This window comes from Ruegeria sp. N11, from assembly GCF_056531525.1.
Genome location: NZ_JBQFLX010000003.1, coordinates 155,955 through 175,723 on the forward strand (window position 1 = coordinate 155,955; position 19,769 = coordinate 175,723).

16 protein-coding genes are annotated in these 19,769 nt (G+C 60.0%); 7 read left to right on the forward strand and 9 right to left on the reverse strand.

Translation table 11 applies throughout. The annotated features are described in order from the left end of the window. Positions 1-19 precede the first annotated feature (19 nt). The 5 genes from trkA to ACR0J8_RS04460 all read left to right on the forward strand — a co-directional run bounded on the left by trkA (position 20) and on the right by ACR0J8_RS04460 (position 4,884). Positions 20-1,396, forward strand: coding sequence for a Trk system potassium transporter TrkA (trkA, locus tag ACR0J8_RS04440; RefSeq protein WP_480522393.1), 1,377 nt, complete (start codon positions 20-22; stop codon positions 1,394-1,396). Next, complete coding sequence (locus ACR0J8_RS04445; protein WP_480888925.1) at positions 1,396-2,934, forward strand: TrkH family potassium uptake protein; 1,539 nt, start codon at positions 1,396-1,398, stop codon at positions 2,932-2,934. Before trkA ends, ACR0J8_RS04445 begins: the two co-directional genes overlap by 1 nt. Positions 2,935-3,065: 131 nt before the next feature. Then, a complete protein-coding gene (hfq, locus tag ACR0J8_RS04450; protein WP_010440340.1) occupies positions 3,066-3,305 on the forward strand; it encodes an RNA chaperone Hfq in 240 nt (79 codons plus the stop codon). Continuing rightward, entirely contained in the window at positions 3,305-4,576 is a 1,272-nt protein-coding gene (hflX, locus tag ACR0J8_RS04455) for a GTPase HflX (RefSeq protein WP_480522392.1), read from the forward strand. Before hfq ends, hflX begins: the two co-directional genes overlap by 1 nt. A 44-nt stretch (positions 4,577-4,620) precedes the next feature. Continuing rightward, positions 4,621-4,884, forward strand: a complete 264-nt coding sequence (locus ACR0J8_RS04460) for a putative quinol monooxygenase (RefSeq protein ID WP_480888926.1) — start codon at positions 4,621-4,623, stop codon at positions 4,882-4,884. 18 nt (positions 4,885-4,902) lie between these two features. On the opposite strand, the gene ACR0J8_RS04465 is transcribed toward ACR0J8_RS04460, so the two are convergent. The 4 genes from ACR0J8_RS04465 to hemB all read right to left on the reverse strand — a co-directional run bounded on the left by ACR0J8_RS04465 (position 4,903) and on the right by hemB (position 9,754). Continuing rightward, positions 4,903-5,298, reverse strand: a complete 396-nt coding sequence (locus ACR0J8_RS04465; protein ID WP_480888927.1) for an SgcJ/EcaC family oxidoreductase — start codon at positions 5,296-5,298, stop codon at positions 4,903-4,905. Between the two features lie 105 nt (positions 5,299-5,403). Beyond that, entirely contained in the window at positions 5,404-7,866 is a 2,463-nt protein-coding gene (locus ACR0J8_RS04470; protein WP_480522389.1) for a penicillin acylase family protein, read from the reverse strand. Positions 7,867-8,039: 173 nt separating this feature from the next. Further along, a complete protein-coding gene (locus ACR0J8_RS04475; protein ID WP_480522388.1) occupies positions 8,040-8,612 on the reverse strand; it encodes a lipid-binding SYLF domain-containing protein in 573 nt (190 codons plus the stop codon). Between the two features lie 143 nt (positions 8,613-8,755). Continuing rightward, positions 8,756-9,754 carry a porphobilinogen synthase gene (gene hemB / locus ACR0J8_RS04480; RefSeq protein ID WP_480522387.1) on the reverse strand — a complete coding sequence of 333 codons (999 nt, stop codon included), beginning with the start codon at positions 9,752-9,754 and terminating at the stop codon, positions 8,756-8,758. Between the two features lie 119 nt (positions 9,755-9,873). Between hemB and ACR0J8_RS04485 the strand changes: the two genes are divergently transcribed. Both ACR0J8_RS04485 and mfd read left to right on the forward strand, forming a co-directional pair. Continuing rightward, a complete protein-coding gene (locus ACR0J8_RS04485; protein ID WP_170610777.1) occupies positions 9,874-10,395 on the forward strand; it encodes a component of SufBCD complex in 522 nt (173 codons plus the stop codon). Between the two features lie 21 nt (positions 10,396-10,416). Next, positions 10,417-13,872, forward strand: a complete 3,456-nt coding sequence (gene mfd / locus ACR0J8_RS04490; protein WP_480888928.1) for a transcription-repair coupling factor — start codon at positions 10,417-10,419, stop codon at positions 13,870-13,872. Between the two features lie 9 nt (positions 13,873-13,881). Here mfd and ACR0J8_RS04495 read toward each other — a convergent pair whose 3' ends face one another. The 5 genes from ACR0J8_RS04495 to ACR0J8_RS04515 all read right to left on the reverse strand — a co-directional run bounded on the left by ACR0J8_RS04495 (position 13,882) and on the right by ACR0J8_RS04515 (position 19,735). Next, positions 13,882-14,559, reverse strand: a complete 678-nt coding sequence (locus ACR0J8_RS04495; RefSeq protein ID WP_480522385.1) for an SH3 domain-containing protein — start codon at positions 14,557-14,559, stop codon at positions 13,882-13,884. Further along, the gene (locus ACR0J8_RS04500; RefSeq protein WP_480522384.1) at positions 14,556-16,220 is read right to left on the reverse strand and encodes a tetratricopeptide repeat protein; all 1,665 of its coding nucleotides are present in this window, start codon (positions 16,218-16,220) and stop codon (positions 14,556-14,558) included. The genes ACR0J8_RS04495 and ACR0J8_RS04500 overlap by 4 nt, the downstream gene beginning before the upstream one ends. Before the next feature lie 58 nt (positions 16,221-16,278). Next, positions 16,279-17,487 (reverse strand): MFS transporter, encoded by a 1,209-nt coding sequence (locus ACR0J8_RS04505; protein ID WP_480888929.1) that lies wholly within the window; start codon positions 17,485-17,487, stop codon positions 16,279-16,281. Positions 17,488-17,561: 74 nt separating this feature from the next. Continuing rightward, positions 17,562-18,221: a DsbA family oxidoreductase gene (locus ACR0J8_RS04510; protein ID WP_170610790.1), complete on the reverse strand. Its 660-nt coding sequence runs from the start codon at positions 18,219-18,221 to the stop codon at positions 17,562-17,564. Beyond that, entirely contained in the window at positions 18,218-19,735 is a 1,518-nt protein-coding gene (locus ACR0J8_RS04515) for a class I adenylate-forming enzyme family protein (protein WP_480522382.1), read from the reverse strand. The genes ACR0J8_RS04510 and ACR0J8_RS04515 overlap by 4 nt, the downstream gene beginning before the upstream one ends. Between the last annotated feature and the right edge of the window lie 34 nt (positions 19,736-19,769).

Genomic DNA, 19,769 nt, shown 5'->3' on the forward strand with positions numbered 1-19,769 from the left:
AGGCAGAAGGGCCAGGAACATGAAGGTCATCATTTGCGGTGCGGGTCAGGTCGGCTGGCAAATTGCACGGCACCTTTCGGGCGAACTGAACGACGTGACAGTGGTGGACAACAATCCTGATCTGGTGCGCCGCGCGACCGAAACGCTGGACGTGCAGGGTATCGCAGGCTTCGCCAGCTATCCGGATGTGCTGGAACGGGCCGGAGCCCGCGATGCAGACATGATCATCGCCGCGACCCACTCGGATGAGGTGAACATGGTCACCTGCCAGATGGCGCATTCGGTGTTTTCGATTCCGCGAAAGATCGCTCGTCTTCGGTCCAAATCCTATCTGACAGCGATTCATGCGGACCTGTTTCGCCGGGACCATCTGCCCATCGACGTGGTGATCAGCCCGGAACGCGAGGTCGCCGCTGCCGCCATGCGCCGCCTGTCGGCCCCGGCGGCTTTTGACACCGAGATTTTCATGGATGGCAAGGCGCAGCTGCTGGGCATCCGGGTGGATGAAGACTGTCCGATCATCAACACGCCGCTCAGGCAGCTGACCGACTTGTTTTCGACGCTCAGCTCGATCGTCGTCGGGGTGCGCCGGGATGGCACGCTTTTTGCACCGGAATCCGAGGATCAGCTGTTTGTCGGTGACGAATGCTATGTCTTTACCAACGTCAATGACGTTGAACGCACGATGGAGGTCTTTGGCAAAGCACAAAAGAAACAGGACCGAGTCGTCATTGTGGGTGGCGGCAATGTCGGCCTTGAAGTGGCCCGTACACTGGAGGAACGCGAAAGCCGCGTGCGCGCCAAGATCATCGAACGCGACCGCCGATGCGCCGAACTGGCCGCAGAAGCGCTGGAGCGGACGATTGTTCTGAACGGCGACGGGCTGGATGCGGCATTGCTGCGCGAGGCAGGCATTGAACGGGCCGACGCGATGCTGGCCGTCACGGATGACGACCGTGCCAACCTGTTGGCCGCAGTACGCGCCAAGGCCGAGGGATGCGCGCTGGCGATTGCGCTGATCAATGACCCCAGCATGGTGGCGCTGATGGGGCCTTTGGGGATCGACGCCTATATCAACCCGCGCGCAACCACCGTCAGTTCGATCTTGCGCCATGTCCGTCACGGTCGCGTGCGGCAGGTCTATTCCATCGGCGATGCCGAGGCCGAAGTGATCGAGGCCGAAGTTCTGTCGACCTCTCCCATGGCGGGGCAGAGACTGCGCGACATCGATTTCCCCGAAGGCGTTCTGGTTGGCGCGGTGCGCAAGGGCGACGAGTTGCTGCGCCCGACCGGCAGCCTGCGGATTGATGAAAAGGATGTGGTGGCCATCTTTGCCATGGCCAAGGACGTGCCCGAGGTCGAGCGCTTGATGCAGGTTTCGATCGATTTCTTCTGATGGCACACGCGCGGACACAACGGATCGGGCTTTTGCGGCGTTTGCCGCTGTTTCTGTTGATTTGGGGAATAACCGCGTTCTCGATGTGGGTGCCCGCAGTCTACGCGCTGGTATTGGATGACCACGACACGTCGCGATCGTTCTTCTACTCGGGCCTGCTTGGACTGTTTCTTGTGGCGAGCATCGCGCTGGCCTCGTCCAACAGGATACCTCGGCGCGGCACATTGGGGCAGTTGGCCGTTCTGCTGGGCTGTTTTACCGTTCTGCCCGTGTTTTTGGCGATCCCGTTTCACGATGCGCTTGGCAACACCACCTTCCTGAACGCGTATTTTGATATGGTCAGCGCGGTGACCACAACCGGCGCCGACCTGTTTCCGAACCCCGACCGCCTGACTGCGCCGCTGCATCTGTGGCGGGCGTTTGTGGGCTGGATGGGTGGTTTGCTGATGTGGATTTCCGCAGCGGCGATTCTGGCGCCGTTGTCCTTGGGCGGGTTTGAGATTACCGCGCAGGGTCAGCCGGGACGACCGGTTTCCGGTGTTGCGCAAAGCGAAAAGGTTGATCCAAGGGGACGCCTGCTGCGTGTGGCGCGAACCCTGACACCCGTCTATGCAGGGCTGACTGCGGTGGTCTGGATATTGCTGCTGATTGCCGGTGAGGTTGGCCTGACCGCCGTAAGCCACGCGATGTCGGTCATGGCGACCTCCGGCATTTCCCCGGTGGGCGGGATGGAAGGGGCTCAGGCAGGTTTGACCGGTGAGGCGATCCTGTTCCTGTTCCTGTTCTTTGCATTGTCAAGGCTGACGTTTTCGGCAGATACGGCGACCTCGGGCTACTCCCGGCTGGATAAGGACCCCGAATTCCGCATCGGATTGTTGATCGTGGTTGCCGTAGCAGCCCTGCTGTTCTTTCGCGTGCTGGCTGGTGTGAACGAAATCGACGGCCAGATGTCGGTGCTTCAGGGCCTTAAGGTGATATGGGGCATGACATTTACAGCCTTGTCTTTTCTGACAACGGCAGGATTCGAAAGCAGCAACTGGGACGATGCGCAACAGCTTTCGGGGCTGGGAACACCGGGTCTGATCCTGATGGGGCTGGCCCTGATCGGGGGAGGGGTCGCCACCACGGCCGGCGGGGTCAAGCTGTTGCGTGTGTTTGCGCTATACCTCAATGGCGCGCGCGAGATCGACCGGCTGATCTATCCGTCATCGGTCAGCGGCGTTGGCGGCGGGAACCGGCGCATTCAGACCAATGGCGCCTTCATCGCCTGGATCTTCTTGATGATGTTCGCGCTTACGGCGGCGGTGTTCAATCTGTTGCTCGCCGCAATGGGGGCCGGGTTCGAACAGGCAATGGTTCTGACTGTTGCCGCGCTGAGTACGACCGGCCCCTTGATTGAACTGGCAACTGACGTTCCGATCCGGCTGATCGATATGACTGCAGGTGCAAAACTGACGATGTGCGCAGCAATGGTAATCGGCCGGCTTGAAACACTGGCGATCATTGCCTTGATCACCCCGGCCCTTTGGCGGGACTGACGTGGGGTCAGCAAAAGGAATTAGTGCCTGATTTTTAATCTGGAATATCTGTGAACTCCGCTCCATACTCACCCGGAGGGAGCGCGTTGGTCCGCAGCGCGTAGCAAGAACAATGGCGAGATTATAAAAATATGGCTTCGGACAGACAGAATCTTCAGGACGCGTTCCTGAATAATGTACGGAAAGCAAAGGTTCCGGTCACGATTTTCCTGATCAACGGTGTGAAATTGCAGGGTGTGATCACCTGGTTCGACAATTTCTGCGTATTGTTGCGCCGCGACGGACAGTCGCAGCTTGTCTACAAGCACGCGATTTCGACGATCATGCCGTCGCAGCCGATCAGCCTGTATGAGGGCGAAGACGCCTCTTGATGGAACATGAGAGGGCGCGCACCCGGGCCTGGGTGCTGCATCCTGAAATCAAATCAGATGAACAGCGCCGTGTCCCGGGACCGGCGCTGGAAGAAGCGGTGGCACTAGCCGCTGCTTTGCCCGATCTGGATGTGGTCGGGTCGGAAATCGTTCGCCTGCCACGGGCCCAGCCGGGGCTTTTGTTCGGCAGCGGCAAGATCGAAGAACTAGGCGAGCGACTGCACGAGCACGATGTCGAACTGGTTCTGATCGATGGTCTGGTGACGCCGGTTCAGCAACGCAATCTTGAGAAAGCGTGGAAGGTCAAGATCCTTGACCGGACCGGATTGATCCTGGAGATCTTCAGCGATCGGGCACGTACCCGCGAAGGTGTGTTGCAGGTCGAGATGGCCGCGCTCAGCTACCAGCGGACGCGGCTTGTTCGGGCCTGGACCCACCTGGAACGCCAGCGGGGCGGCCTGGGGTTTGTCGGTGGACCCGGCGAAACCCAGATCGAGGCCGACCGGCGTGCGATTGACGAACAGCTTGTGCGCCTGCGCCGCCGGTTGCAGAAGGTGGTCAAGACCCGCACGCTGCACCGCGCCGCGCGGGCCAAGGTTCCGTATCCGATTGTCGCGCTGGTTGGGTATACCAACGCCGGAAAATCGACCCTGTTCAACCGCCTGACGGGTGCGGAAGTCATGGCCAAGGACATGTTGTTCGCTACGCTGGACCCGACCATGCGGCGGGTCGAGTTGCCCGACGGCCCCGAGGTGATCCTGTCGGATACCGTTGGTTTTATCTCGAACCTGCCCACCGAACTGGTCGCCGCATTTCGCGCCACGCTGGAGGAGGTGCTGGGTGCCGATCTGGTCGTGCATGTCCGCGATATCAGCCACGAGGACACTGATGCACAGGCACAGGATGTCGAGGCCATTCTGACCTCGCTGGGGGTCGATGATGAACGGCCCCGGCTGGAGGTCTGGAACAAGATCGACCTGATGACTGACGACGAACGTGAGGCCGCTTTGGCGCGTGCGGAACGTGATGCTTCGATCTTTGCCATCTCGGCGGTGACCGGCGAAGGCGTCGAGGCGCTACTGGCCGAGATTGCAACCAAATTGCAGGGCGTGCGGCACAAGGAAACTTTGACGCTGGGGTTTGCCGATGGCGGCAAGCGCGCGTGGCTGTTTCGGCAGGATGTGGTCCGGTCAGAGCAACAGACCGAGAACGGGTTCGAGATCACGGTACTTTGGACCGCGAAACAAGCGGCGCAATTTGCTGCTCTTTGATCCGGGGTCTGGTTTTGACGAAGGAAGACAGCAAGAAGGTCTATTTGAGTGGGCACATCGCTGTGCCTGCCGACCGGCTTGAACAGGTCCGTGCCGCGCTTTCAGAACATATAGCGCTGACGCGCGCCGAACCCGGTTGTGTCACCTTCGAGGTCGTTGAGGATCCGGACATCCCCGGTCAGTTCAACGTTCATGAGGTTTTTGAGAACCGGGCTGCGTTCGACGCACATCAGGAACGCATGAAAGCCTCGCGCTGGTTCATGGTTACAGAAGGCATTCCACGCAAATATTCGATTATCTCGGAATAACCCGGTCTGGACTTGTGCCTATCGCCCGTCGATTTGACGCTGATAGTCATCGGCGTCGAACCAATTCAGTGAAGACTGGACTTCATGATCGGCCGTCAGTTCCCATTCTTCCCAGCCGCGGGTGACGACATGGTTTCCGGTTTGCGCATGGTGCCCTTCCAGCGTCCAGACAAAAATCGCGTGATTTCCGGCCCAACGCAGCATATCGCACCTGACTTCCAGATCGGGAAATTCTGCGAAAAGGCCAAGCGCCATTTCAGCAATCGCCGCGCGACCTACGATCGGTTCTCCCCGGTTGATTGAAATCTGGCCGTCTGATGCAAAAAAACTGGCTACGACATCTGCGTCGCCCGAACTCCATGCAATCGCATAGTCGCGCGCGAGATTGTTCAGCCTGTCCTGAATACTGGCCATCTGTGCCCCCGGTCCCAAATAGTCCGCCCGCAGATCGTAGGCGAAAACACCCGTTTGCGTCCACGTCCGCGCAAAAAAGGGGCAAGGTCTTGCCGACGCGGGGTATTAACGCGGGATCAGGTGGGTGACACCGACGGCCGCAGCTCGGGCAAGATCGATGTCCAGGGACATTGGCAGATACTCTCCGCGCCGCCACAGCTGCGCCTGATCGTCGTAATAGCGTGACAGAAAATGGCCTGACTGACCCGTGGCGGTAATAAAGACCGAACTGTCCGGGTCGGCGAAGTCATAGACGCCGCGATAGCCTGCGCCATGTACGTTCTGGAACGGGTCGGGCCCTTCGCCCGAGGTTCGGCCGCGCAGCAGAGTGTTGTCTCCGCCGCTGGTCGATTGACGAATGTTCACGAAATAGCGCAGCACTGGAACCGAACCCAGAACCGGGTGGTCATGGGTGGCCTGATGCGCGTCGCCCCAGCGCTGGGATTCCAGGGCGCTGCCGTAATTCTCGGCAATCCAGATCAGAGCATCGTCCAGCGCTAGTCTTGCCATGTCGGTGCAGGTCTCAACCGGCGCACTTTGACGGACGTCACACCAGACCGAGGCCCCGTCGATGTCGCGGTAGACCCTTTCGATGAACAGCGGTTCGACATGTTTGAACTCGCTGGCCAGCGGGCCCAGTTCATCCGCGATCAGCCGGTTTTGCAGCGCGCGCAGCCATGCCGCATAGATCAGCGGTTCCGGCAGATGCTCGTTCATCTCGCCGTTCCACTCGGCCAGTAGGGCTAGAGCGATCTGGCGCTGACGTTCCGCTGTGCCGACGGGGGCGGATTCGCCGGTGAACCACAGGTCCGCTCCAATCAGGGGTAACAGAGACCGGGCGGTGAAACTGACGGTGTCGAGCTGCGCCTCGATAAAGCTGTCGCGGGTGTGCACCTCGCGTGACTGCATCAGGCGTTCCCAGCGATGGACACGCTGGGTGTCGCCCCATTCATACGACACGTGCTGAGGGAAGGGGCGGCCTATGATCTTGTTGTTGGTGTTACCCAGAACGCCACCCCTTGGGGCCACGAACTCTGGGTTGTCGGCATAAGGCATGCGGCCTTGCCAGCGGTTCTCGGCCAGCCAGCCAGGGGTCGGAATGCGGCCCCTGCTTTGGTTGCGCAGGTCGCGTTGTGGCATGGCACCAATCAGCTTCATGGCGATCGTGTCCTTGTCCACCAGTGACAGGTTTTGCGACGGCGAGATGAAATCTTCGGCGGCCGTGATGGCCTGCTGCACCGTATCCGCATTCATCAGCGCCATCGAAGCGGTCATCGACGTGTCACGCGGGCTAAGCGCCGTCCATGCAAGCGAGGCCACATGGCCCGTGGGTGTGATGGCTTCCAGATCGTAGTGAGTGCCGGGCAGCACCGGGCCGTTTTCCGTCCAGCGCAGGGTCAGAGTGATGGGCGGCTGGTCTTTGATCTCGATGATCGACGGGCGGGTCTGGAATGTTTTGTATCCGTCCGGTGTCAGGTATTCTTCGGGGTTTTCCGGGTTCAGTTGTTCGATATGGACATCCTGATCGTCCAGATAAGATGAGGTCAGGCCCCAGCCCAACCGGTCGCTGCGCCCGGTCATGATGGCGGGAATGCCGGGAATACTCGCGCCGATCACGCCGCCTTTGGCCAGCCCCAGCCGTGCCAGATACCACACGCCGGGTGCGGTAAAGCCAAGATGTGGGTCGTTCGCAAGCAGGGTTCCGCCACTGGCAGACCGTGATGGCGCGGCGCTCCAGGCATTCGACGCACCGGCAAGGCCGCGTTTTGGAAAGGGCGAAAGCGGGGTGTCAGGCATCGGCGTTCCGCGCGCGTATCGGGGCATGCCGGGGAACAGGCTGGCATATTCGGGCAATGCGGCGATCCCCGGGCCGGGAACGTCGGGCAGTATGTCCGCCAGTCGGTCCGGGTTATTCAGCATCAGTGAAGTACGTGCGCGCAGCACCTCGTCCTGCAAATGGCCCGACAATTGCAGGCCCATCAGTTTGACTACGGCGATGCTGTCCCCCGGTTGCCAGGGGGAGACCGGGGCGTTGAACAGGAACATCTCGGGTGCGCCGCGCCCAAGGGCCTTGTCGTTGATTTCATTCAGCCGGGCGTTCACGCCAGCGGTGTAGGCTTTCAGCGCGGCTTTGGTGTAGTCGTCCTGAACCTCGACAGAACGATGGGCCAGTCCATAAAGGTCGAGACGGCGCAGCAGCTTGTCGATATTGACAGTTCGGGCACCGAAAATTTCCGACAGACGCCCCTGCGCGGTGCGGCGCATAACGGTCATCTGCCAAAGACGATCCTGCGCATGCACATATCCGAGGCCGAAGAACACATCCGGATCATTTTCGGCCAGAATATGCGGCACGTTTGATGTGTCGCGCACGATTTCAACCGGGCTGGTCAGGCCACTGACCTTAAGGGTCTGATTGTATTCGGGCAAAGACCGGCTGGCGAGAAAATAGACCAGTGCAACCGCCGCCACGGCCAGCAGGACAAGACCCGACGTGATGCGCACCAGCCAGCGAAATACAAGACCCATCCTTGCCCCACAGTTTATTGGTATTCGTTTGCGGCGAGAGTAGTGGAAGGCGGTTCCAACCGAAAGAGGAGCCGAACAACAATTTCCGTTTCGTCAACGCAAAAAACGTAAGCCCCGCCACTGCTGAACGGCACGTGGCGGGGCTCCGCAGGAGGGGGAGTGGCAATCCGGTGTTATGGAATGATACGCGTGTATTTGACGCCTTCGACGGTCGCCCCGAACAGCAGGCCCGCCTGACCAAAGACCGCGGCGATCACAGGCGTGCGCAATGTCGTGGTACTGGCCCCGACGCTGCTGCCTGTTGCATCGACCACATAGCCGATGTCCGCGCCTGCGGTCCAACCGTTGGAGCGGCGGAAGTCGTTCAGCGCGTCTTCGGTCATGAAGAACAGAACATGCGCGTATTGCTGCGCGCCGATCTGCAGCCCGGCTGAGCCTTTGACAGCGGAATAATAGTCGACTGTCGCGCCCTGAACTCGCAATGCGCCCTGGCCAAAACCGCCGCCGAAGATGAACCCGGCTTCGGTGATCAGAGGCATTACAAGCATACCGTTCGCCTTGCTCGCGATCTCGATCGTGTTGGGGTACTTGCTGTACATTTCGTTCAGCGTCGCATCGACACGGGCGTCGATGGTCGCTGCGTTGGTGTTGCCGACGCCGTTGCCGCAGGCGGCGGTAAGCGTCAGCCCGGCCATGCCAAGTGCAAAGCCGCGACGACCCAGTCGGGGGGAATTGGAACTGCTCATGTTTCCTGTCTCTGTAATAAGTGCCTGATATGTCGGGTATTCCCGATCTTGTGTGCAAGAATACGCCGATTGCGCCCGGCTGTCACGGGAAAGCTGCGGGTCAGGGGCCTTCAATCGGCGAAAAATTGCGACAGGGCGGGGTTTTAGCCTTGCAGAAGGCGCGCTACTTCGGGCGCGAAATAGGTCAGAACTCCGTCACAGCCCGCGCGTTTGAACGCCATCAGACTTTCCAGCATCACCTTCTCGCCATCGATCCATCCGTTCTGGGCGGCCGCCCGGATCATCGCAAACTCGCCCGACACCTGGTAGGCATAGGTCGGCGCGCCAAACGTGTCTTTAACCTGACGGCAGATATCAAGATAAGGCATGCCCGGCTTGATCATCACCATATCGGCACCTTCGGTCAGGTCGCGTTCGATCAGACGAAGCGCCTCGTTCGAATTGGCCGGGTCCATCTGATAGGTCTTCTTGTCGCCGGTCAGTGCGCCCGATGCGCCAACCGCATCGCGGAATGGACCGTAAAACGCGCTGGCATACTTGGCGGCGTAGCTGAGAATCATGACGTTGTGATGCCCCGCAGCCTCGAGCGCGTGGCGCATCGCACCGATACGTCCATCCATCATGTCCGACGGGCCGATGATATCCGCACCGGCATCCGCCTGCGCCAGCGTCATTTTCACCAGTGCTTCGACCGTGCGGTCATTTACGATCTCGCCATCGACGACATACCCGTCATGGCCGTTGATGTTGTACGGATCCAGCGCCACATCGGTCATGACGGCGATATCGGGGGCAGCATCCTTGATGGCACGAATGGCCCGGTTCGACAGGTTGTCAGGATTCCACGCTTCGGCGCAGTCTTCGGTTTTCAGGGCGCTGTCGGTATAGGGGAAAATGCAGATTGCAGGGATGCCAAGCGCCTGCGCCTCGACCGCGGCCTGGGCGATCAGATCGACCGATCGGCGAACGACGCCCGGCATTGACGGCACAGGTTCCTCGACCCCTTCACCGTCGCGCACGAACACCGGCCAGATCAGGTCATCCGGCGTCAGCGTATTCTCGCGGACCAGCCCCCGGATCGCCGCAGACTGGCGGGCCCGGCGGAAACGGGCGAGCGGATAGGGGGCGATGGTCGGTTTCATGGCGCGTTCTCCTTGAACAATCGTGCTTTGGGTGGCATGAAAACGCGTAGGTCTCAAGGGTAACAATCGACGCGGCATTGTGACAAAACCCCGTAAGACAATGTTTAAGGGGTTATGGCTTGGACTTATACTCTTCGATTACCGAAGTCATTGATTTGCGAAGCTTCTCGAACCTGTGGTTCTGGATCGCACTGGCTGTCATGTGGTCATCGGTGAGCCATTGGGTCCTTGGCGTGCCCTATGATCTGATCGTGCGCGCGCGACGCTCGGGCGGGCAGGCCGAAACGGATCTGATGGATATCGTCCGGATCAACACGAACCGCATGCTGTACATCATGGACATGTCCGGTGCCATTTTGTTTGCGATTTCGTGCTTTGTGCTGACCGGGCTTGCGATATCGGGCTTTTATTATGGGGTGGAGTTCGCGCAGGCTGTTTTCCTGCTGATGTTTCCGATGTCGATCGTGGTCATGCTGTATGTGGCGACCGCGCGTCGGCTGCAGCAGATCCCCAAACCTGACTTGGTCATCCGGACCCTGATGCGATGCAGGCTGTACACCCAGTTGATCGGCATGTTTTCGATACTGGTCACGGCCTTCTGGGGCATGTATCAGAACTTTTCTCTGGGACCACTGGGATAGACAAGTCGGAAAGGCGAGGCGATGAAGGCTGCGGACCACGTAACAGTTGGCGGAGCCCCCGAAGGGTTTGATGCGCAGCTTGTTCTGAAAGAGATTTCGCGGACCGGCGGTCCGGTGGCCCATGTCGCACGTGATGACAAGCGGATGGAGGCGATGCGGGCCGCGCTGGCCTTTTTTGCGCCGGAGATACCAGTCTTTGTTTTTCCCGGCTGGGATTGCTTACCTTACGATCGGGTTTCGCCCAACGCCGATATTTCGGCCACAAGGGTGGCGACCCTGGCGGCGCTGGTGCATCAGATGCCGCAGCAATTCGTGCTGTTGACGACCCTGAATGCCGCAACCCAGCGCGTGCCGGCCCGTGAGGTCCTGCGCGAAGCGGCCTTTACCGCGCGGGTCGGGCATCGCATTGACGAAGACGCATTGCGCAATTTTCTGGTTCGCATGGGGTTCACCCAAAGCCCCACTGTAATGGAGCCCGGCGACTATGCCATCCGGGGCGGGATCATCGACATATTCCCGCCCGGTGAATCCGGCCCCGTTCGTCTGGACCTGTTTGGCGATGTGCTGGACGGTGCCCGCCGGTTCGACCCGGTATCGCAACGAACCACCGAGAAACTGCAAATTGTCGAACTGGCCCCGGTATCGGAAGTCATTCTGGACGAAGCCGCGATCACCCGGTTCCGTCAGAACTATCGCATCGAATTCGGCGCCGCAGGTACAGATGACCCGCTTTACGAAGCGGTCAGTGCCGGGCGCAAGCATCAGGGGATGGAGCACTGGCTGCCTTTTTTCCATGACCGGCTGGAGACACTGTTCGACTATCTGTCCGGTGCGACGATCCTACTGGATGATCAGGTAACGCCCGCGCGGCTGGCCCGGTGGGACAGTATCGCGGATCAGTATGAAACCCGCAGGCTGGCGCTGGAAAACCGGTCGCGCTTGGACACGGTCTACAAGCCAACTCCGCCAGCCTTGCTGTACATGGATGACGGGGCCTGGGAACAGGCTGCTGCAGACCGGCGCGTGATGCAGTTCAGCCCGTTGCCGCAGGCAAGCGGACCGGGCGTGATCGACGCGGGTGGCCGGATCGGGCGCAATTTCGCCCCCGAACGACAGCAGGAAAACATCAGCCTGTTTGGCGCACTGGCCAGTCACATCACCGACAAACTGGCCAAGGGGCCGGTTCTGATTGCGTCCTATTCCGAAGGTGCCCGCGAACGCCTGACCGGTCTGATCGAGGATGAAGGCCTGGCCGAGGCGATCCCGGTGAAGGACGGCACTCGCATCGGCAAGCGCGGGTTGTACCTTGCTGTCTGGGCGCTGGAGCACGGGTTCGAAACCCCCGGTCTGACGGTGATTGCAGAACAGGATGTTCTGGGCGACCGCTTGATCCGGCAGCCAAGAAAACGCCGCAAGGCCGAGAATTTCCTGACCGAGACCCAATCGCTCAGCCCCGGTGATCTTGTTGTTCATGTCGACCACGGCATCGGTCGCTACATGGGGATGGAAGTGGTGACGGCAGCGGGGGCCGCGCACGAATGCCTTCTGCTGGAATACGCGGAACAGTCCAAACTATATCTGCCGGTTGAAAACATTGAGTTGCTGTCAAAATACGGTCACGAAGAAGGTCTGCTGGACCGTTTGGGCGGTGGCGCCTGGCAGGCTAAGAAAGCGAAGCTGAAAGAACGCATCCGCGAAATGGCGGACAAGTTGATCCGTATCGCCGCCGAACGCGCCCTGCGCAAGGCTCCGGTCATGGACCCGCCGCCGCATGCGTGGGAGGAGTTCAGCGCCCGTTTCCCCTATCAGGAAACCGACGACCAGTTGCGCGCCATTGCCGAGGTGATGGAGGACATGCATTCAGGCGCGCCGATGGACCGCCTGATCTGCGGCGATGTGGGCTTTGGCAAGACCGAGGTCGCAATGCGCGCGGCCTTTGTCGCTGCCATGTCCGGTGTTCAGGTGGCGGTTGTTGCGCCGACGACGCTGCTGGCCCGCCAGCACGCGGCCAGCTTCAGGGACCGTTTCAGAGGGTTCCCCCTGGAGGTCCGGCAGCTCTCACGCTTTGTTTCGGCCAAAGAGGCGCAGCAAACCCGGGACGGACTGGCGCGGGGAACGGTTGATATCGTGGTCGGTACCCATGCGTTGCTGGCCAAGGGTATTCGGTTCAACAATCTGGGCCTTCTGATTATCGACGAGGAACAGCATTTCGGAGTGGTGCATAAAGAGCGTCTGAAACAGTTGCGCTCGGACATTCACGTGCTGACCCTGACGGCCACGCCGATCCCGCGTACTTTGCAACTTTCGCTGACGGGCGTGCGTGATCTTTCGATCATCGGCACCCCGCCTATCGACCGTCTGGCCATCCGTACCTACGTCAGCGAATTCGATGCGGTCACTGTCCGCGAGGCGCTGCTGCGCGAACATTATCGGGGTGGGCAGAGCTTCTACGTGGTGCCGCGAATATCCGATCTTCGCGAGATCGAGGAATTCCTGAAAGAACAGCTGCCGGAACTGACTTATGTCATCGCTCATGGGCAAATGGCGGCTGGCGAGCTTGATGACCGGATGAATGCGTTCTACGACGGCAAATACGATGTACTGCTGGCCACGACGATTGTGGAAAGCGGTCTGGATATCCCGACCGCAAATACCATGGTCGTGCACCGCGCGGATATGTTCGGCCTTTCGCAGTTGTATCAGATACGGGGCCGGGTCGGGCGTTCAAAGGCCCGCGCCTATGCTTATCTGACCACCAAGCCGCGCCAGAAGCTGACCGCCACGGCCGAAAAACGCCTGCGCGTTCTGGGTTCGCTGGATACGCTTGGCGCAGGTTTCACCCTTGCCAGCCAGGATCTGGACATTCGTGGTGCAGGCAACCTGCTGGGCGAGGAGCAGTCCGGCCAGATGCGCGATGTGGGCTATGAACTGTATCAGTCGATGCTGGAAGAGGCGATTGCCAAGATCAAGGCGGGCGAGATTGAAGGACTGTCGGATGCTGATGATCAATGGGCTCCGCAGATCAATCTGGGCGTGCCGGTCCTGATCCCCGAGGATTACGTGCCGGATCTGGATGTGCGACTGGGCTTGTATCGCCGCCTCTCGTCGCTCTCGACCAAGGTCGAGTTGGAAGGGTTTGCAGCCGAACTGATCGACCGCTTTGGCACGCTTCCGAAAGAGGTGAACACCCTGATGCTGGTCGTGCGCATCAAGGCGATGTGCAAGCGGGCGGGTATCGCCAAACTGGATGGCGGACCGAAGGGCGCGACGATCCAGTTCCACAACGACAAGTTCGCCTCACCTCAGGGATTGGTCGATTTCATTCAGAACCAGCGCGGACTGGCGAAGGTCAAGGACAACAAGATTGTTGTGCGCAGGGATTGGAAGAAAGACAGCGACAAGATCAAGGGCGCGTTTGCCATTGCCCGCGATCTGGCCGAGAAGGTGGTTGCCGTGAAGAACAAGGCCAAGGTCTGAGCGTCGCGCTCAGTCACCGCCCACGAAGGTGCACAACTGCCATTCCCCCTGGTCGGATTTTACCAGCGCCGCGCGATGACCGGTCATAGGCCAGAGGTAGTCGCGGTGCATGAAGCCTCGCGCGCCGTCGGTCAGCATGACCTTCTGGTATTCGGCGTCAGGATCGTATTCGCTAATCAGGACGACCTCATGGCTTATCAGATCGACAATGTCAGCGGTCCGGTCTGCGCCCACCCGCAGTGACACCCCGGAGCCATTCACAAAATAAGCGTTGAACGGGTCGACGGATGCGGGCAGGCCGATCTTCCACTGATACGGCATCCAAAATTCGCCCAGATCGTCAAAATAACCGGGCGCGGCGAGGGTTTCCTCGAGGGCGGACCAGTAGGCTTCGCGCATCTCGTCGGCCTGATCTCGGTATTCCTCGGCCAGGGTGTCGGCAGGAAGTGTCAGGTTTTCCCTGAGTTCCCGGGGGCCGCCATTGCCGCCGTGGCTGAGATAGATGTCCGGGCAGGCCACCGCCACAACCGCTTCGGTGTCGCGGGCCGCGATATCAGCTAGCAGGTTGGCGCGGAACGTCACCAGCGTCGGGTCACGTTCGGCCTGGTCGACCGGGGTAAACGTCATGCGTTCGGCCTGAACGGGAAGACCGGCGGTCAAAAGCATCAGGGCAGGGAGCAGTCTCATTCGGCGGCCTTCATTGCGGACTGGGCGCAGAAGCACGAAGCGGCGACCGCGCGGTCTGCACGGGCCAGAGCCAGATCCAGTCTTTGTTTGATCTGCCTGATTTCAATGGAGTCACCTCGAGATTTCAGGCAATCGTATAGCCCCCTTAGGCTCCAGACATTGTCGGGATGGATCGACGCACGGCTGAGCGTGCCGCCCAGTCCTAGATCCTCGCGGTAGACAGCTTCGGCCTCGGCAACGTGGCCCTGTTCAAACAGCAAGGCCCCGAGTGCGTGGCGGGTTGGCTGCATCCAGCCCCAGGGTTCGTCATAAGGCAAAGTGTCATCCAATTCGACCGAGCGGCGCAGGTGTGCATAGGCCGTGTCGTAGTTTCCCTTGCGGTATTCGATTTCGCCCCGCAGCATTTCAGCTGCGATATCCAGCAGGTCGACGACACGATTATTGTGCAGTCGCCGGGTTTCGGGGACGCGGCCCCGGGCGGCAAGAAATCTTTGTTCTTCCGCTTCGGCCTCGGCCACCTGATCCGTCGCTGCAAATGCGATGGCACGGGCGTAGTGCGTGGTCGCGGTCAATGTGCAGTAGAGATCCGGGTCTTCGGGCAGTTCCAGAGCCTTGGCTTCGTCCCAACGGCCAAAACGGATAAGGATATGCGGCCCCATGGACATGTAGCTTTCGAAATAGTCCGCCATCGGCGGGCTTTCGATGCGCAGCATTTCCTCGGGCGTGGTGTCCCAGATGCCCTGATTGGCACGCAGGGCCGGTTCCATCTGGCCCATAAACAGCGCGCCGTAGATGGTGAAGTGATAGTTGTGCTGACGGTAACCGGTGTAGATGTTGAACGGACCTTCGCGTTCGTAATACTTCAAATCTGCTTCGGTGGCTTTTTCGTTCCAATGGGTGACGTTCTGGTAGTGGCCGCACTGGACGTCGATATGGGTGGGCATGTGCACCAGATGACCTGCGTCCGGCACCAGCGTGCGCAACACGTCCCCGGCTTTCAGCGCCTTTTCAGGAGTGGGCGACATCTCCATCAGGTGCACATACAAGTGCAAAATCCCCGGATGCGACATGGCGGCCGGGTCGTTCCCCATGGCCCATTCCAGGGTATCCTGCGCTTCGAGGGTGGCGGCGCCGTCGGCGGGTTGACCGGTTTCCAGATCCCACATTTTCCAGGGGGTCAGGTTCAGCAACGCCTCGACAAATATGGTGCGCAGATCCAGGTGATCGGGAAAAGCTGCAAAAACCGCGCGCATAGCGTCCGCAAAATCGTGGTCCCAGTCGTGCATATCCGCGATCGGCTCGCGCTGAGGATAGCGGGCGGGCAGGGCGCGGATGAGCGCCTGTTCAACCGGAGTGCACCATTCTACAAGCGCCAGTGCTTTTTGGGTGGCGTCATAAGCCTCGGCCAATGCCTTCTCTTGTCCCTGATTGTCCAGCAATTCCCACGGCAGGTTGTAGTTTGGTCCGGCTGCGTAAGCCACGCCCCAATGCGCCATGGCGCAGTCCGGATCATGTTCCGCCGCGCGCTGGAAACAGGCCAGGGCCTCGGTGTGGTTGTAGCCGTAGGTCCAGTTCAGACCTCGGTCGAACCACAGCTGCGCCTTTTCCGATGATGTGGTGACGGGGCAGGAGTATGTGCCCAGATCATAATAATCACTCATAGAAAACTCCCCCGAAAATCGCGGAAAGCTTAACGTGATTCAGTGCATTTGCACAGGCTCAGACCAGCAGTCTGTTTTCGACGCGACCCATGTGAACCATCACGCCGAAAGCCATGACGCACATGGCAAGAATGCCCGTTGTCAGCGGTGTCACTGAGCCATCGAACAAAAGGCCCACAGGTGAAGCGATGGCTGCGGCCAGAACGGTCGAAATCGACCCGATCACAGATGCCGCCATGCCTGCGATGTGGCCCATCGGTTCCATCGCGATGGCATTCAAATTGCCCAGAGTGACGCCAGCCATGAAGAAGATGGTGGTCTGCCAGAATACAAACACCGCGAATGAGGCGGCGGGCGTCAGGTTCGCCATATTCAGAAAAATGACGCAGGACGTGATCAGAATCTGCGCCCCAAGCGCCCATGTCACCACGCGCCGCATACCCACGCGGACGACAATCGCGGCGTTCAGCAGGCTGGCCGAACCAGACATCAGCGCGACAAACCCGAACCAGAACGGGAAACTGTCCGCACTGTCATGGATCACGTCATAGACCGGCTGCACCATGGTCAGCATGGTGAACAGAATGCCCATGCACAGGGTCTGAACCAATATCGAAAGGCGCACCGTGGGGTGTGACATCATCTCGTGCGTGGCCGCTACCAGCAGCGGCAGGCGAAATGGGCGACGGTCTTCGCGGGCCAGCGATTCCGGCAACCGTTTTCCCATCCACGTCACGACAATCAGGGCGAACAGGATGAAGGATACGAAAATCCCGCGCCAGCCGAACAGGGCAATCACGCCTGCGCCCAGCATCGGCGCAATTGCGGGAACAAGCGTAAATATCATCATCGCGATCGAAATGATCCGGGCCATTTCGCGCCCGGAATAGAGGTCGCGGATAATGGCCATGGCCACCACGCGGGGACCGGCGGCACCAAGTCCCTGAAGAACACGCGCAGCTAGAACCAGTTCAAGCGAGGAACTTGCCCAGGCAACAGCGGACGCCACGATATATAGCACTGTACCGCCAAAGATGACGGGCTTGCGCCCCAGCGCGTCCGAGATCGGGCCGGTGAAAAATGTGCCAAGCCCCATGCCCAGAACGAAGGATGTCAGGATCAGTTGCGCCCGGTTCACATCATCAGGGCTGAGCTCTGCGCCGATTTCGGGCAGGGCAGGCAGCATCGAGTCGATAGAGAACGCGATCGTGGCGAACATCATTGCTATCAACGCAATGAACTCGCCCCGCGACATGCGATTGGTCATGGGGAACTCCTTACCTGCTTGCGCTATCACGGCAAATCAGGCGGCGCTATAGCGCAAACGCACAGGACTATGTGCTAGTTTGCAGGGGAAGCCTCAAGTTGAGACATGATTTCGCGGATGACTTTTTCCCACATTTCCGGCTGCTGGGCGCCAGGAACTGCGTGTTTGTTGGCCACGATGAAGGTCGGTACGGACCCAACACCCATTTCCCGTGAATGCGTATCGCGGTTGCGGATATCGTCCCGGTCCGCGTCGGATTTCAGCAGCTTCATGACGACAGCCGCGTCCATTCCCTGACTGTCGGCGATGTCGGCAAGCACCTCATGGTCGCCGATGTCGCGTGCCTGCACAAAATAAGCATCGAACAAGGCGTCGACCACCGCGTCCTGCTTGCCTTCAATCCCGGCCCAATGGATCAGCCGGTGCGCATCAAGTGTGTTGGGCGTACGTTTCATGCCTTCGAAATCGATTTTCAGGCCAGCATTTTCGGCGTGTTCGACCACGGGCGCATAGGCCTGCACGGCACCATCCTTGCCGCCAAACTTGCGCTCAAGGTATTCTCGGCGGTCCATGCCCGCGTCCGGCATGTCGGGGTTCAGTTGAAACGGGTGCCATTCGATCACGAAAGGATGGTCCGGTATGGCGGCCAGCGCTTTGTCCAGATGGGTTTTGCCAATATAGCACCACGGGCAGATCGGATCGGACAGAATATCAAGCTTGACGGATTGGGTCATGAGTTCGGTGCCTTGAAATAGGCCGGCAATGCGCGGCGCAGGAGTTTGCCATTGCCACCTGCGGGAAGCGCCGGCAGATGTATGAAAGCGCGGGGCTGTTTGTATCGCGCAAGGTTGTCCTGGACATAGGCACGCAAGGCCGTCTCGTCCAGAGTTTCGGGGCCGGTGTAAAAGGCAGCTATCACAAATGTGTCCTGCTTGACCTCGACCGCCGCGGCACCGACCTGTGTGATCCCGGGGTATTTTGACAAGACGGCTTCGACCTCGACCGGCGAAACCCGATAGCCGCCCGCATTCATCATATCATCGTCGCGACCCAGATAGGTGATTTGCCCGTCGACCGCCATGGCGCCCTGATCTCCGGTCAGAAACCAGTCACCCTGCATGCGGGCCTGAGCCTCATCCGGGGCGTTCAGATAGGTCAGCATCAGGCCGGGGTCGGACCGGTGGATCGCGATTGTGCCTTCCTGTCCCTGCGGAACAGGGCCATCGGGTCCCAGAATGGCGATCTTGCGACCGGGTTGCGGCTGGCCCAATGCCTCGCCCCGGGCCGGGTTTTCAGGGCTGGAGGAAATGAAGGTCGAGCATTCGGACATGCCGTAGGCTTCGTAAAGTTCGGTTCCCGTAACCTCGGTCCAGCGTTCGTGCAGGTGGCGCGACAGTTTTTCGCCTGCGCACAGTCCGTGGCGCAGGTCGGGCAGTCTGAGCCGGTCTGTCCGCTGAACCATCTTTCGGTACACGCCGGGTGCTGCGGCAAAGATTGTGGCTCCGTGACGCCGCAACAAGTCGGGCAATGCTGCCGGATCGGTTCCCGGTTCGGGGATCAGCGCTGTCGCCCCGATGGTCCACGGATCCATCAGGCCAGTGCCCAGAGTGTAGGTCCAGTTGAACGCACCGGCATGACACAGCCGATCCTCGGGGCGCAGCCCATACCACCCGTCCACCATCATTTGCCGTGCCCAGATCGCGCGATGCGCATGCGCAACCGCACGCGGCTTGCCCGATGTCCCAGAGGTATAGACCACATAAGCCAGCCGATCCGGATCACCGAGATCAAAGGTGGCGGGCGGCAGATCACGCATGGCACGCAACGTTGCCAGATCGATCTGGCGGGGGTGCGGGGCACAGGCAACATCCGGTGCCTTCAGGATGGCGGCTGGGGACAGGTCGTCAATCATGCGGGCCGTTTCAGGCGCCGTCAGTTGCGATGACGTCGGAACAGGAACGACACCGACGGCAATCGCCCCCAAGTAGGCAATCGGGAAGTCGACAGTATTCCCAAGGCGCATCAGAACGATGTCGCCGGGTTTCAAACCGGCCTGCAACAACCCTGTGCCGGTGCCCAGAACGGCAGACAGCAATTGCCGATAGCTCCAGTCCTCGGTCGCCGTTTCATTCAGAACGGAGAGCGCGGTTTTTTCCGGAAGCCGCTCTGCGTGGCGCAGAACGTGCGCTGCGAGATTAAACGGGGTGGGGCAAGGGGCAGGCAGACCCTGATCAAATATGGACAGCATGTCGTCTGGCTAACGCGGGGCAAGGCGCGTTGCA